A 15,407-nucleotide genomic window follows, 5' to 3' on the forward strand; every position below is an offset into this window, starting at 1 on the left:
GCTGCTAACAGCTGATGCAATGCGTATTTTTACGGCACCTGCGTCACCGCAGGGGCGGTTGAACACCAGGTCATACTGGCTTGGAGGCTATGCCGGCGACATAGGTTTCCGCAATCGCACGATCGTCTCCGAGGGTCTGCAGCACAAAAAGCTCTTCTGCCAGGCTTTCGACGGTTTCCATGCGCAGGGCCATCGGGCGGGTGGCTCTGGCGTTCAGGACGACGACGTCCGCGTCCGAGCCCTCGTCCAAGGTGCCGATCCTGTCGGTCAGGGAGAGGGCTTCGGCATTGCCGCGCGTGATCCAGTAGAAACAGGTCAGCGGATGCAGCCGCTGGCGCTGCAGCTGCAGGACCTTGTAGCCCTCGTCCAGCGTGCGCAGCATGGAATAGCTGGTGCCGCCTCCGATATCGGTGGCGATCGACGTGCGGATGCCGGCGCTTTCAAGACCGGCCTTGTCGAAGAGACCGCTGCCGAGAAACAGGTTCGAGGTCGGGCAGAACACGGCGACGGAGCCCGTTTCCCGCATGCGCTGCATTTCATGGCCTGTCATGTGGATGCAATGGCCGAGCAGTGTCTTGGGCCCGAGCAGTCCAAAGCTTTCATAGACATCGAGATAATGCGCTGCGTCCGGGTAAAGCTCTTTTGTCAGCGCGATCTCATTGTGATTTTCGTTGATATGGGTCTGAAGATGACAGGCCGGATGTTCCTTCAGCAAGGCGCCGGCGGCCTCCAGCTGTGCGGGCGTGGAGGTAATGGCAAAGCGCGGTGTGACGGCGTAATGCGCCCGGCCGCGGCCATGCCACTTTTGCAGAAGCGCCTTGCTGTCATCATAGGAGTTCTGGGCCGTGTCGCAGAGCGCCGGCGGCGCGTTGCGATCCATCATGGTCTTGCCACCGAGCATCAGCATGCGGCGCCGGTCTGCCTCTTCAAAATAGGCGTCGACGGAGGCCGGATGACTGGAGCAATAGGCAACAGCCGTGGTGGTGCCGTGGGACAGCAGCAGGTCGTAGAACGCGCCGGCGATGCGGTCGCCGTGGTGCTTGTCGGCAAAACGCTGTTCCGCGGGGAAGGTATAGTCGTTGAGCCAGTCCAGGAGCTGATCGGCCCAGGACGCAATCACCTGGACTTGCGGAAAATGAAGGTGCGTGTCGATGAAGCCGGGCAGCAACAGGTGCGGTCGGTGGTCGACCTCTTCAACCTTCCCGTCCGGCGCCTTGTCCCGCACGGTTTCATAACGGCCTCTGGCAGCAATTTTGCCATCGATGACCAGAAGCGCGCCGTCTTCTTCATAGACATAGGCATCGGTATCTTCAGCGCCGGCCGGAGCGGCGTCGAAGCTCAGCAATCTGCCGCGCAGAAGGAGCGGGGAGCGGTTTGGCACGGGGCAAGTCCCTGGATCTGTCTTGAGTATTCCGGGGCCTGGACCCCGGTTTCAGACATTCAGTCATAATCCAGCGGCGACACCCGAACAACGCCGCACCTGTGCTTGCCACAGTTATCATCAGCAGCGTGGCCGCTCTGTTCAGTGCCGTCCGTTCCGGTGCTGCTTCAGAACTTTCGCGGTGTCAGCAGTTTCTTCTGCAGCTGATTGAAGAACCCGGTCGGCTTGTTGTAGATCGCCCGCACTTCCTCGTCGCTGGCCGGGCGTGGCGCAAGACCCGTTGTCTGCGAATAGCTGTCCAGGGCGTTCTTGTCGATCTGGGCCTGCGCGAAGGTCGGCACCGCCTGGGTCAACAGCAGCGCATCGCTGTAATAGGGCGCAGCGCCCGTGGCGCTGACCACGTTGGACTGTTCACCGGCAACGGTCAGGAAGAGTTCCGCATCGATGCTGCCGTCTTGCGACTGGGCTGCGAATTCAAATGAACGGGTTGCACCGGGGGCAATCGCCTGGACCTGCTGAAAGGTCCGCCGGCTGATCCGGTCGTGGAAGGACACGCTGACCTCGACCGGAATCGCCAGGTCGTTGGTCACCGGGATCGACGCCATGTCGATCATGCCAGCTGCAAGATAAAGCCGGCCCATGTCCGAACTTGCCAGCTGCACTCCATCCCGTCCCGGGTGCAGATATGTGCCTTCACCCGGTTCCGCCGGCTGACCGGTCTGAAGCGGCTGGTAGGGGGTGACGGTCATGATGGAGGCGATCACGCCGGCCCCGACCGCAAATCCGGCCTTGCGGTTGTTCGGCTGAAACACAAAGCAAAGCAGCACGCCCAGAAACACGACAATGATGAACACATAGAGTGGTGGGACGGCCAAGTTGAGATGGCGTGCCGAAATGGTGGTCATTTTCAGAACGGCAGAGGCCTGTTCCTTCTGCACCAGGTCGGCAATTGCAGCGATCATGCCGCCGATGGCAGCACATATGTAGATGGTTGGCATCGACACACCGCTCCCGTAGGAGGAGGTGGCAGATCGCGTCTCTTTGGAGGCAGCAGGGGGGGCTGCGTCTTGAGGCATGTTTTCCTGAACTTCAGGCATGGTTTGCCCTCCGTTGTTGAACTTGCCTAACCTAACGTAAATTCAGGCAAGTCTCAATCAAGAGAGGACTGGTCGCGTATTTCACTCAATAGTTGAAATGAGGGGTGTGTCGGGTGGCAAGGCCCTGACCGCGACTAACGGGAGGCAGTTATCTCGATGGTCGCGTGCGCGATGCCATGCCGCTCCTTGAGCCGTCGCCGCATGGTCTCCAGAACCGTATTCGGATGCGTGTTCTGAGCCACGACTGCATGCATCGTCGCGTTGACCTTGCCTTCCGCGAGAGACCAGAGATGGATGTGATAGACGTCCGAAAGGCCGGGAACTTCCTCTAGGAGGTCCGCTTTCATGGCCTCCCGGTCGATGTCGGCAGGTGCGCCTTCCAAGAGGATATGTGCCGATTGGCGCAAGACGGCGATTGCGGAGCGCACGATCAAAAGCGCCACGAAAACCGACAGGATCGGATCGATCGGGTACCAGCCGGTCAGATAGATGACGATGGCAGCAAGGATCGCTCCGACCGACCCGAGCAGGTCGCCGATCACGTGAAGGATGGCGGCGCGAATGTTGAGCGAACCGTCGCCGCCACGTTGCAAAATCAGGAAGGCGCCTATGTTCACCAACAGTCCCAGGATGGCGATGATCAGCATGGGCCCGGCCAGGACTTCCTCCGGTTCGACGAACCGTGCGACGGCTTCCACGCAGATCCAGGCTGTGACCACCAGCAGGAAGATGGCATTGGCGAACGCTATCAGCACCGGAAGCCGGTCACGTCCGTAGGTGAGGCGGGCATCCGCCGGTTTCCTGGATTGCTGAAACGCCCACCAGGCCAGCCCCAGCGAGGCGGCATCGGTGACCATGTGGACGGCGTCCGCCATCAGGGCCAGGGAGCCGGCCAGCCAGCCACCGATCAGTTCGGCAAACATGAAGCTGGCAATCAACAGCCCAGCCCAGGCGATCGCACGGGCGTTCTTGTCCGTCACTTCAGGTGCGTGGTCGTGTCCGGATCCGTGATCATGGCCAGTGCCGTGATCGTGAGAAGCGTGGTCATGCATGTGGAGGTCCATCTGGCGTGCGTTTCTCAGACGCAATGGTGCCACAACCCAATCGACGATTGCCAGAAGCGCTTTTTGTGAACATGGTAGGCGGCGTCAAATGTCTCCCCGCCAATCAAGCCTGGGTCTTTGGATCATGTCATCAGAATTGCCGCGCCCGACCGACAATGCCTTCCTTGGAAAGGACATCAAGGGCGGGTCGCATGAGCCGACATATGCCGGCGCGCTTTCCTTCATGCGCCGCCGTTATAGCCGCGATCTTGCCGGCGTTGATCTGGCCATCCTGGGCATTCCGTTTGATGCCTCCGTGTCGAATCGGCCGGGGGCGCGATTTGGACCGCAGGGCGTGCGCCGGGCGTCGGCCATTTTCGACGGCGATCCGCAATACCCCTTTCACTTCGACCCGTTTGAGAGCCTCGCCTGCGTGGATTATGGCGATTGCGTCTTTGATTACGGCCGGAACGCTGACATTCCAGGTCATATCCAGGCTCAGGCCGCGGAAATCCTGGCGGCCGACACGCATCTCTTTTCCATAGGTGGCGACCATTTCGTCACCTATCCGCTGCTCAAGGCCCATGTCGCCAAACACGGGCCGCTGGGCCTTGTGCAGTTCGATGCCCACCAGGACACCTGGCCGGACGAAGGCGACCGGATCGACCACGGCACCTTTACCGGGAGAGCGGTGCGCGAGGGCCTGATTGATCCCGAGCGCTCCATCCAGATCGGCATCAGGACCCATGCACCGGAAACCTGCGGTGTGGAGATCATTTTCGGCCACGAGATGGACGACCTTGGCATCAACGGTGTGGTCGAACGGATCAAGGCCCGCGTCGGTGATGGTCCTGCCTACATGACCTTCGATATTGATTGTCTCGACCCGGCATTTGCGCCTGGAACCGGAACGCCTGTCTCCGGGGGATTGTCGTCACGCGAAGCGTTGTCGGTGCTGCGCGGACTTGGGGCGCTGAATTTCGTCGGGGGCGATGTTGTTGAAGTGGCGCCTGCTTATGACCACGCCGACATCACGTCGATTGCAGGCGCAAGCGTTGCCCTGACCTATATCGGTCTGCTTGCGGAAAAGCGGAATCAGACGGCCTGATCGCCTCCGGAGGGTGGGATGAGCGAACGCCGCGAGCTGAGGATCGTCAAGACGCCTGGCAGCATGTCCCTGCCGAAAAACATCAAGCGTCAGTACCAGGTCTTCGCAGAACAATCGGCCGGAAGGGGTTCGCCGGTCGTCACCTTCAATCTCGACCAGCCGGAATTGCGGGGCGTGACCGAGGTCAAGCGGTCTGAAGCAAGCGCTCTGACACTGACATCGCAGCAGATGACCGGGTCTGGCCGCTGGCAGCTGACCGACAAGGCCGGGGAGACACTTGCGGAGATCTCAGGCCAGGGTTTGCTTTCGCAGGGCTGGGTTTTGTCCTGCCGCGATGCGGCATCCGAGTTCGAACTCGTCAACCCGCAGGGGCTGGCCAGGCAAATCGCCAAGACCATGCTGCAAGGCGAAACCGAGGGGCTGGTCTTGAAAAAGGGCGATGATCCGATTGGTTGGCTTACGAAGCAGCATCGGTCCGCTGGCGGGGGAGTTCTTGCCGGACTCAAGCGGTTTGTTGAAGGGCGCGATTGGGTGTTGAAGCTGGACGATCAGTCCGTCGGTGCTGATCTGGAGATCGCTTTCCTGACATGTGCCCTGGTCGCCGTCGTTGCTCTGGAGTTCAGCTCTCCCGATTGACGGATAGGACCGTTAGCAGGGACCCCTGTTTGCTAGGCCGATCTGCGGGCCGGGTCGGCCTGTTTCGCCCTCGAATCATTATCGTTTCCGGCAGTCGCCGCCCAGAACCGGTAGAGCGGATGCTTGTCTTTCATCAAACCGTAGAGATGGATCAGCTTTCCAAAACAAACGATCTGTGCGGTGTAGGCGACAGCAAGCCCGGAAATGGAAAGCACGGGCAGAGTTGCCACGCCGCCCCAGAGCGCGACCAGGACGCCTGTCCAGAAGACGAGATAGAGCACCGTGAGCCGGTAGTTCAGATCCTTGGGCACAGGAACGAAAAGTCTGTTCAGCCAGATCTTTTCACCAAATCCTACGTGGCGAGCCCAGTTGAGCCGGTTGCCGGTGCCCTCAAGCAGTCTCGGGCCGAACACGAGCAGGACAAGAGCGAACAGGCACAAAAGTCCGGCGGCAACGCCACCAAGCCAGAGTTTGCTCCACAGGGAAGCCGTCAGAACGGCAGGGGCGAGAAGTTTGCAAAACACAGCGATCGCGGACACCGGACGTCCACCTGTGCCGGTTTTCAGATGAATTGGCACCTGCATTCCGGGAGTGGCGAAGGAACCGGAGCGAGCAATAGGTGTTTGATGCGGTTGCGGAGTTTGCATGAGTTAAGGCCGGTTATTCGGACAGCACTTGATCATACCCGGTGTCGAGGCTGATTGGCAAATAACATAATCGAACCTTCGACAGATCATTATTGTAATTTATGGCAATGTAATTTGGTGTTAGATTGCAAGTATTACTGTTTAAAGTGTCGGGATTATGGTCCAATGCATTGCAGAAGTGAGCGGTGCAGTTTTGTTTAGTTAAGGGGACTCCAATCTTAATGAGTATAACTGTGGCTTAGCATTTGAGTTCATTGTTTTTTAGCTTGAAATCAGTGAATATGACCGCCTACCTGACAAGGTAAGGGAAATCGAGCCTCAGAATGGTTGCAAAAGAAAGTCGGGAACTGGAGAGCGCTGCTGGGAACAACCAGTTCGGGTTCTTGGCTGCAGAACTCGATCGTCTCAGTCGTCTCGAGACGATCGGCCAGTCAGAGCAGCTGAGTCTGGATGGCGACTGGCTGCAAAAACTTCTCAACATTGTCTCGGACTATATTTACGTCAAGGATCGCAAGTCGCGGTTTGTCATGGCAAACCGTCAGGTTGCACTTGATGTCGGGTTGAACGACCCGGCCGAGTTGATTGGCAAGACCGATATCGAACTTCATCCCGAGGAAACGGCTCGAAAATTTCTGGCTATCGAGCAGGAGATCATGGCCTCGAACATCCCGAGGATCGACTTCGAGGAACTCTCCATCTTGTCTGACGGCAAGCGCAGCTGGTTTGCCTCTTCCAAGTATCCGGTCACCAACGAGGCTGGCGAAGTTGTTGGCATTGTCGGAATGTCACGGGATATCACGGAGCGCAAGCGTGCAGTGCTGCTGCAGCAGGGCCAGAACAAGGTGCTTCAGCAACTGGCCGCCGGGAAGCCCGTCGCCACGGTTCTTGAAACCCTTGTGTTGACAATCGAGAACCAGCTGGACGGCATCACCGGATCGATCATGCTGGTTGATGAAACGGGCACCAAGCTGCTGGCGGGTGTCGCTCCAAACCTGCCCGAAGAATATGTGGCCTTGACCGACGGGATCGACATAGGCCCCAAGAACGGATCCTGTGGCACGGCCATCTTCCGGCGTGAGAGCGTTCTGGTCGAGGATATCCTGAAGGATCCGCTGTGGGAGGATTTCAAGGAGGTTGTTGCGCCCTTTGGCCTCAGATCCTGCTGGTCGGTGCCGTTCTTTGGCAAGGACCGGGAAGTTCTTGGTACATTTGGTCTTTACACGAACTCTGTTCGCAGTCCGACCGACCATGAACTCAAGCTTGCGCTTGAAGCTGCCAGACTGGCAGCCGTGGCCGTGGAGCGCGACAGGGACGAGCGGAAAATCCGGTATCTTGCAAATCACGACGTCCTGACGGGCCTGCCCAACCGGCAGGAATTCAAGACGAAACTGGAGGAAAAGGTTGCCGAAAGCCGGAACACCGCTGTTCCGGTTGCGGTGGTTTTTGTCGATCTGGACAATTTCAAGTTCGTCAATGACAGTTTCGGGCATGCGATTGGCGATCAGGTGCTGATGATCGCGGCCGAACGCATCATGTCCGTCCATGACGGCACCCACCAGGCCATCCGTTTCGGTGGTGACGAATTTGTCCTGATCGTTGAGGGCAACACGGCCTGCAAGCCGGAACTCAAGGATTTCATGGCCCGGCTGCGGGACGAGATCACCAAGACAATCCAGATTGGTGACCTGTCGTTCCACATCACCTGCAGCATCGGCGCGGCAAGTTTTCCGCAGGATGCGGAAAATGCCGCCCAGCTGCTCCGGAATGCCGACAAGGCTATGTTCGAGGCCAAGGCGTCGGGGCGGGACGGCTATCAGGTCTATGAACAGACCCGCCCGGAACGTTCCGTCAACAAGCTGACACTGCTTGAGGAGATGCGCTCCGGCATCGAAAATGGCGAGTTCTTCCTGGAGTATCAGCCGCAATACAACCTGGTCAGCGGACGCATTATCGGTGCAGAGGCGCTTGTGCGCTGGCAGCATCCGGCGCTCGGACGCCTGATGCCGGGCGAATTCATCACGCTGGCCGAGGAAAGTGGCCTGATCGTGCCGCTCGGCCGCTGGGTCATGAAGGAAGCCTGCCGACAGAACAAGGAATGGCAGGATGCCGGATTGACGCCGATCACCATTGGGGTCAATGTCTCCGCCCGCCAGTTTCGTGATGCCGGACTGGTCGCCGATGTCTGCACAGCCCTGGATGAGAGCGGCTTGCCAGCCGGTTACCTCGAACTGGAACTGACGGAAAGCCTCCTCATCCAGAACGCGGAGCAGGCCGTTGAGCTTATGGACGATTTCCGGGGGATCGGCCTGAAACTCGCCATCGATGATTTCGGCATCGGTTATTCAAGCCTGGTAGCGCTCAAAAGCTTCCCTTTGACCCGGCTGAAGATAGACCGTAGCTTCATCCGCGATCTCGACTATGACGAAAACGACCGCTGCATCGCCCGCGCGATCATCTCGCTCGGCCGTGAGCTTGGTCTGTGTGTCGTGGCCGAGGGCGTGGAAACCGCCAAACAACAGGCGTTTCTTGCCAGTTGCCGCTGCGAAGTGGTGCAGGGCTTCCATTTCGGCCGCCCGATGAGCGCCAACAAGTTCGGCAAGCTCCTGGGCATGACCCTGACGCCGCTGGACGCGCATTTCGGGTGAGCAGCTAGCGATGCCAAGAAGACAGAACAGACAGACACGGCCGTTGAGGTTCAAAAAACGCGACGGAATCTCGGTTTTTGCTTCGATCGGTAGGCCGCTCTTGTAAGCGCCGCCTACACAGCTGTAATGTGTTTGACTATCTATTTGATCCCCTACGCGGACAATCTGATACGCATTTCCGCGTAGGGTGGAAAACCAACCGAAACGTGTCAGGCCAACCGGCCCTAAACCTTCGTCATCACATAAGACCCCGGCGCATCTTCCAGGATTTTCACCCGGTTGGCGCCTGGCTTGCGGGCTTTGGCAAGATTGCCGTCGTGAGAACGGATCCACTCGTCCCAATAGGGCCACCAGGACCCAGGATGCTCCTCGGCATTTTTCAGCCAGTTTTCCAGAAGGCCTTTCGGTTCGCCGCCGGTCCAGAACTGGTACTTGTTCTTGGCTGGCGGGTTGACGACGCCAGCGATGTGACCGGAGCCTGCGAGCACATAGTCGACCGGTCCGCCGAAACAACCGGAGCCGAGGAAGACTGATTTTGGCGGTGCGATGTGGTCTTCTCTTGTGGCCAGGTTGAAGATCGGGATCGTCACCCTGGAAAGATCGAGCTGCTCGCCTGCGATCTCCATTTCCCCCTTGGAGAGCTTGTTGTCGAGATAGCAGTTGCGCAGATAGAAAGAATGATTGGCCGCCGGCATACGCGTGCTGTCGGAGTTCCAGTAGAGCAGGTCGAACGGGAAGGGCTCCTGGCCTTTCAGGTAGTTGTTGACCACGTAGGACCAGATCAGGTCGTTGGAGCGCAGCATGTTGAAGGCCGACGACATTTTCGAGCCGTCCAGGTACCCCTGTTCCTCCATCCGTTTTTCCAGAACCGAGATCTGTTCCTCGTCGACAAACACCTTCAGATCGCCGGCGAAGGTGAAATCGACCTGGGTGGTGAAGAAGGTGGCCGTCTTGATGCGTTCGTCGCCGATTTTCGCCATATAGGCGAGGGTAACCGCAAGCAACGTGCCGCCAACGCAATAGCCGATCGCGTTGACCTCCGATTGCCGTGTGGCCTTCTTGATGACGTCGAGCGTCTCGAGGATGCCCTCCTTCATATAGTGTTCGAAACTTTTCTGGGCCTGGCGCTCATCCGGGTTGACCCAGGAAATCACGAACACGGTATGGCCCTGATCGACGGCCCATTTGATGAAGGATTTTTCCGGGTTGAGATCGAGAATATAGAACTTGTTGATCCAGGGCGGCACGATCAGGAGAGGGCGCTTCAGCACTTCGTCCGTTGTCGGCGAATACTGGATCACCTGGCAGACATCGTTCTCGGCGATCACCTTGCCCGGGGTGTTGCCCAGGTTTTCGCCGAGCTTGAATTTCGAGGGGTCTGTCTGCCGGATCTTCAGGTCACCCTTGCCGGTCTTCAGGTCTTCCACCAGATGCTGCATGCCCTTGACGAGGTTCTCGCCGTTGCTCTCCATCGTCAGGCGCAGAAGTTCCGGATTTGTCAGCACGAAATTGGACGGCGACACCGCGTTTGCAATCTGGGTGACGTAGAATTCCGCCTTGTGTTTTGTGTGTTCATCGAGGCCGTTGGCCTCGTGAACCATGTCTTCGGCCCATTTGCTGGTGATCAGATAGAGCTGCTTGATGAAGTCGAAGAACTGGTTGTTCTCCCAGTCCGGGTCGGCAAAACGCTTGTCGCGCGGCGGTGTCTCGACCGCCGGTGTTGACGGTTCCCCCATCATGCGCTTCAACGAGGAATTCCAGAGATCGATATAACCTGACCAGAGCCGCGACTGGGCCTCAATGGCGCGCTGCGGATCAGACGCCCAGTATTCTCCGACCTGCGCCAGCGTTTTCACGACACCCGTCAGCTCGTCGGTCGAATCATGTTTGATCTTGCCCTGTTCGCGCGGCTCGATGTAGGCGGCCATGGCCTTGCCGGCCTGCTCGATGGTTTTGGCCAGATTCTGCGCGAAGGCCTCCGGGTTGTTGATGATATACTGCAACATGGGATGCTGGCGGTCATCGGCCATAGACAGGGGTTCCCTCCGGTTGTGCTGCCCCTCCGGCCCGTGAACGGCCTGAGAGCCCTTATCTGTTTAAATCCGTTATCTTGTTATATTTTCGCTGATATTTTGATCTAACAGCTATTTATGACACAAGGTTCTGGTTCCGTCGATTGGATTTGAAACCGCTTTAGGCTCACTGGCTAGAGCAACTTTGTGACAATGGGATGGAAGTTGGCAGTGAGTTCGGGGAGGAACGCTTGACCAGATATTTCAAGGGGATGACCGGCCTTGCTGGGGGAATGTTTTTGGTGTTTCTGACCGGATGCGCCGTTGGTCCGGGAACGCCTCTCGTTGATGCACTGAAGAATGAGAAGGGTGTTCAATCCACCAACGTGCCGCCGCCAAAGGGGTACGGCCCCCCCATTGGCACGGGCGAATCCGCTGGTCTGATCAACCCACGCGACAGGGAGGCGACAGAAGCCTATCTGGAATCCCTTGCCGGCGAATGATCGGGTGTTTGCAATCGGTTTGCCTTGCCGGCAACTTGCGCACCTCATGTAAGGGGCTTGCAGGAAATGGCAATTCATAAGCATTCTTTTACGACTGAAGCGCTAGTTTAAGGCCGATATTTCCAAGGCCTTTCTCTGTATGCAGCTCGACACGCCGACACTTTTTGCCTGCCTCGTCATTGCCGAATTTGCCGGCAGCGTCATCTTTTTGATGTTTTACCTGTTCTGGCCGATCCGAAATCCGGATAGCGCCCGCAGTCTGGCGATGTGGTCGCTCGGGATGTTCCTGGCTGCCTGCGGCACCTTGTTGGTCGCAATGCGAGGCACCATTCCGGACGCCTTCAGCATCATTGCAGCCAATTTCCTCATTCTAATTGGGACAGGCCTGAGACGGAGCGGTTTTGCTGTATTTCTCGGGCTGCGCGGTCATGTCTGGCTGTTTGCCATCGTCGCGGTCGGCTGGATCGTGCTCTGTCTCTTTCCGCCGTTTTTCGACAGCTTCGTCATGCGTACGAATTATGTCCAGGGGTGCCTGATTGTCAGCGGGCTCTGGGTTGTCGCGATGGCTTTCTGGGAAAACAAGGAAAAACTTCGTTCTGCCAGACTGCTGGGGTTTACGACCTTGATCGAAGTTGCCGGGTTTGTCTGGTTCACACTGAACCAGAACATCCTGTTGGTCCCGTCCTTCCTGGAGGCCTTTCCGCAAGGCTTCACGGTCATCTTCCTGGTGACCCTGTTGTTCTCGATCATCATGACAATTGTTCTGCCTGTCGCGATGGTGATCGAGCGGTCCATGCAAAGGTTCCGCGAGGAAGCCACGCAGAATGAACTGACGGGGCTGCCGAACCGGCGGGCGTTTCTGAATGCGGCCGAAGACTGGCTGAGCGAAAACCGGGAGCGGCCGGGTGTCTACGGCATCATGCTTTTCTCTATGGACGAGATTGAGGACGTCAGCGAAAAATACGGGACGCCGATGGGACTGGCACTGCTGCAGCTGTTTGCCCGTGTCATGAAGGACATGCTGCCCGAAACCTCGATTAGTGGACAACTCGGCGATACGAAATTCGTCGTTTTGCTTGAAGAGGCCAACAACGATCTCGTGCACCTTACGGCGCAGCGGCTCTGCAGGCACTTCGCCCTGGGATGTCATCAGGCATCCGCAGGCAAGTTGACGGTTTCCATCAGCGTCGGCGCGGTCAATTCGCCAATGTCCACGCATCTGTCCAGGGCAATGGGAGCTGCCGAGAAAGGCGTTGAACTTTCCAGGAAACAGGGCAAGTCGCAGATTGTGTTGTTCGACATGAAAGCGAACGGGTCTGTCCGGAAGGCCAAGGGACCAACAGCCTTTTCCACCTCTAGAAAGAACGCCGCCTGAGCAGGGCGTGCCAATTGTTTTTTCGGGAAACGGTTTTCGTCTGACGCAAGACACACCCTCAGGTTTCTCAGAGACTTGCAAGAACCCTCTCGCTCCGTCGCTGTTTGAGCCGGAGCGATTGGTCCTGAAAACGGGAAAGAGTTTCGTTTTTTCGAGGTCCCCGACGCTGCAAGCGCTTCAAGCCAGTTCATGTTTTTGTTGGACAATTGACCCAGAATGCTTGTGTTCGGGCACTCTTTGACAGGTTCTGGAACAACATTCTCAAAACGGGAGCAAATTTGGGCGGCTAGGACTGCAAAGACGGGTGAACATTTTTTTCCTTGCTGCTACAAGAGCCCCGCTGCACTGCACCGCGTGAGGGGTGTTGGGTGCAAACGGACCGTCAATTTGCAAGGGATCGCGCCATGGAGGAATTCCACAAGATCAAGCGGCTGCCGCCGTATGTGTTCGAACAGGTCAATCGCTTGAAAGCAAAGGCGCGAGCGGCCGGGGCGGACATAATTGATCTTGGCATGGGCAACCCGGATCTGCCGACCCCCAGCATATTGTCGACAAGCTGACCGAGGTGGTGCAGGACCCGCGCACGCACCGTTATTCGGCTTCCAAGGGCATTCAGGGCCTGCGCAAGGCCCAGGCAGCCTATTACGGGCGCCGGTTCGGAGTGAAACTGGATCCCGACACGCAGGTGATTGCGACGCTGGGTTCCAAGGAAGGCTTTGCCAACATGGCGCAGGCGATCTCTGCGCCCGGCGACGTCATCCTCAGCCCGAATCCGAGTTACCCGATCCACACGTTCGGCTTCTTGATGGCCGGTGCGTCGATCCGCAACATTCCGGCCGAACCGGGACCGGACTTCTTTGATGCGCTGGAGCGTGCCGTTATCCATTCGGTGCCGAAACCGATCGCCATCATCCTGTGTTACCCGGCCAATCCGACGGCCTATTGCGCGGATCTCGACTTCTACAAGGAAGTTGTCGCTTTCGCGCGCAAGCACAATATCTTCATTCTGTCTGATCTGGCCTATTCGGAGATCTATTTCGACGAAGCCTCTCCGCCGCCTTCGGTGCTCCAGGTTCCAGGAGCCATGGATATCACCGTCGAGTTCACTTCCTTGTCGAAGACCTTCTCCATGCCGGGCTGGCGCATGGGGTTTGCCGTTGGCAACGAGCGCCTGATCGGCGCCCTGGCCCGCGTCAAATCCTATCTCGACTACGGCGCCTTCACACCGATCCAGGTGGCGGCAGCGGCCGCGCTCAACGGACCGGAAGACTGCATCAGGGAAACTCGCGAGACCTACAAGAAGCGCCGCGACGTCGTGGTTGAAAGCTTTGGCCGGGCGGGCTGGGACATTCCCGCGCCGCAGGCCAGCATGTTCTGCTGGGCACCCATTCCGGAGAAATTCCGCTCCCTTGGCAGCCTTGAATATTCCAAGCTGCTGCTGGAGCGGGCAGAGGTTGCCGTCGCACCGGGCATCGGGTTCGGCGAGCATGGTGATGAATATGTACGCATCGGACTGGTGGAAAACGAGCAGAGACTGCGACAGGCGGCGAGAAATATCCGCCGCTTCCTTGAAACCGCAGAGCAAAAGCTGCACAACGTCATCCCGCTCGGAACTTAACCTGGACTCTTTTCCGCATGTCTGAAGCATTGAAAGTTGGCGTTGCTGGTCTTGGCACCGTGGGGGCGGCCGTCGTGCAGCTCCTGTCGAAAAACGGAGGGCAACTAGCCCGCAAGTCTGGCCGTGCCGTGACCGTTACCGCGGTGAGCGCGCGGGACAAGTCTCGGGACCGGGGCTTCGACGTGTCCGGCCTCGACTGGTACACCGATCCGGTCGAGATGGCGACCAGCGCCGATATCGACATCTTTGTCGAGTTGATTGGCGGAGACAGCGGTCCTGCGGAGGACAGCGTACGCGCCGCTTTGAAACGCGGTGTGCATGTGGTTACAGCCAACAAGGCGCTGCTTGCCAGGCACGGAGTCGACCTTGCCGGGCTGGCAGAGGACAATGACGCCTGCCTGAATTATGAAGCGGCGGTCGCCGGCGGCATTCCGATCGTCAAGACCTTGCGGGAATCCATGGCCGGCAACGATATCAGCCGCGTCTACGGCATCCTGAACGGCACCTGCAATTACATCCTGACCCGGATGGAAGCCGATGGCATCAGTTTTGAAGACTGCCTCGCCGATGCGCAGCGGCTGGGCTATGCCGAAGCCGACCCGACATTCGACATCGAGGGAAATGACACAGCTCACAAGCTGGCTATCCTGACGAGCCTTGCCTTCGGCACGAAGATTGCCGACGAGGACATCTATCTGGAAGGCATCACCTCAATCACGACGGCCGACATTCAGGCTGCCGACGAGCTGGGGTTCCGCATCAAGCTTCTGGGTGTGGCGCAGCGAACGGACACCGGGATCGAGCAACGTGTGCATCCGACCATGGTGCCGAAAACCTCCGCGATTGCCCGCATTGACGGTGTCCTGAACGCGGTGGCCGTTGATGGAGACTTCGTTGGCGAGATCGTGCTCGTCGGACCGGGAGCGGGTGGCAATGCCACCGCATCTTCCGTGGTCGCCGACATAGCCGATATTGCGCGCGGAGACGCGACGCCGGTGCTCGGCATGCCGGCCTCGGACCTGAAGGACTATGTCAGGGCGCGCATGCGGCTGCATGAGGGTGGTTATTACATCCGCTTGTCCGTGTACGATCGTCCGGGCGCGTTCGCTGAAATCGCCCAGAGCATGGGAGCGGCCGGTATTTCGCTGGAGTCGATCGTACAGAAACGTCATCCGGAAGAAATCCCGCCGGCAAAACGGGATGCGGAGACACCTCAGCCCGTCATCTTGATCACTTATGAAACCACCGAAGTGGCGATCAAGGAGGCCCTGGACGTTATCATGTCCAAGGGGGTTGTTGCCGAAAAGCCGCAAATGATCCGGATTGAAAAACTGAATTGAAG

Annotated in this window: 11 protein-coding genes and 1 pseudogene; 7 read left to right on the top strand and 5 right to left on the bottom strand. The window is 58.2% G+C overall.

Going from position 1 to position 15,407, the window contains the following annotated elements; translation table 11 throughout:
- Nucleotides 1–70: 70 nt before the first annotated feature.
- The 3 genes from guaD to CHH27_RS04295 all read right to left on the bottom strand — a co-directional run bounded on the left by guaD (nucleotide 71) and on the right by CHH27_RS04295 (nucleotide 3,530).
- Nucleotides 71–1,381, bottom strand: coding sequence for a guanine deaminase (guaD, locus tag CHH27_RS04285; protein ID WP_094070482.1), 1,311 nt, complete (start codon nucleotides 1,379–1,381; stop codon nucleotides 71–73).
- Between the two features lie 167 nt (nucleotides 1,382–1,548).
- Entirely contained in the window at nucleotides 1,549–2,379 is an 831-nt protein-coding gene (locus tag CHH27_RS04290) for a hypothetical protein (protein WP_094070483.1), read from the bottom strand.
- 233 nt (nucleotides 2,380–2,612) lie between these two features.
- Nucleotides 2,613–3,530, bottom strand: coding sequence for a cation diffusion facilitator family transporter (locus tag CHH27_RS04295; protein ID WP_247646189.1), 918 nt, complete (start codon nucleotides 3,528–3,530; stop codon nucleotides 2,613–2,615).
- 136 nt (nucleotides 3,531–3,666) lie between these two features.
- On the opposite strand from CHH27_RS04295, the gene speB reads away from it, so the two are divergent.
- Both speB and CHH27_RS04305 read left to right on the top strand, forming a co-directional pair.
- Entirely contained in the window at nucleotides 3,667–4,629 is a 963-nt protein-coding gene (gene speB, locus CHH27_RS04300; RefSeq protein WP_094070485.1) for an agmatinase, read from the top strand.
- A gap of 18 nt (nucleotides 4,630–4,647) precedes the next feature.
- Nucleotides 4,648–5,265, top strand: a complete 618-nt coding sequence (locus tag CHH27_RS04305; protein WP_094070486.1) for a hypothetical protein — start codon at nucleotides 4,648–4,650, stop codon at nucleotides 5,263–5,265.
- A gap of 32 nt (nucleotides 5,266–5,297) precedes the next feature.
- Here the strand turns inward: CHH27_RS04305 and CHH27_RS04310 are convergent, their stop codons facing one another.
- Nucleotides 5,298–5,804 carry a DUF6653 family protein gene (locus CHH27_RS04310; protein ID WP_157738677.1) on the bottom strand — a complete coding sequence of 169 codons (507 nt, stop codon included), beginning with the start codon at nucleotides 5,802–5,804 and terminating at the stop codon, nucleotides 5,298–5,300.
- Nucleotides 5,805–6,235: 431 nt separating this feature from the next.
- On the opposite strand from CHH27_RS04310, the gene CHH27_RS04315 reads away from it, so the two are divergent.
- The gene (locus tag CHH27_RS04315; RefSeq protein ID WP_094070488.1) at nucleotides 6,236–8,557 is read left to right on the top strand and encodes a bifunctional diguanylate cyclase/phosphodiesterase; all 2,322 of its coding nucleotides are present in this window, start codon (nucleotides 6,236–6,238) and stop codon (nucleotides 8,555–8,557) included.
- Nucleotides 8,558–8,781: 224 nt separating this feature from the next.
- Here the strand turns inward: CHH27_RS04315 and CHH27_RS04320 are convergent, their stop codons facing one another.
- Complete coding sequence (locus CHH27_RS04320) at nucleotides 8,782–10,587, bottom strand: alpha/beta hydrolase (RefSeq protein WP_094070489.1); 1,806 nt, start codon at nucleotides 10,585–10,587, stop codon at nucleotides 8,782–8,784.
- Nucleotides 10,588–10,820: 233 nt separating this feature from the next.
- On the opposite strand from CHH27_RS04320, the gene CHH27_RS04325 reads away from it, so the two are divergent.
- From CHH27_RS04325 to CHH27_RS04340, 4 genes and pseudogenes are all read left to right on the top strand, one after another.
- Complete coding sequence (locus CHH27_RS04325; protein ID WP_157738678.1) at nucleotides 10,821–11,072, top strand: hypothetical protein; 252 nt, start codon at nucleotides 10,821–10,823, stop codon at nucleotides 11,070–11,072.
- Between the two features lie 139 nt (nucleotides 11,073–11,211).
- Complete coding sequence (locus CHH27_RS04330; RefSeq protein ID WP_094070491.1) at nucleotides 11,212–12,447, top strand: GGDEF domain-containing protein; 1,236 nt, start codon at nucleotides 11,212–11,214, stop codon at nucleotides 12,445–12,447.
- Nucleotides 12,448–12,851: 404 nt separating this feature from the next.
- Nucleotides 12,852–14,065, top strand: a pseudogene (locus CHH27_RS04335) (LL-diaminopimelate aminotransferase).
- Between the two features lie 17 nt (nucleotides 14,066–14,082).
- Entirely contained in the window at nucleotides 14,083–15,405 is a 1,323-nt protein-coding gene (locus CHH27_RS04340; protein ID WP_094070492.1) for a homoserine dehydrogenase, read from the top strand.
- Nucleotides 15,406–15,407 lie beyond the last annotated feature (2 nt).

Source organism: Labrenzia sp. VG12, from assembly GCF_002237595.1.
Classification (GTDB): Bacteria; Pseudomonadota; Alphaproteobacteria; order Rhizobiales; family Stappiaceae; genus Roseibium.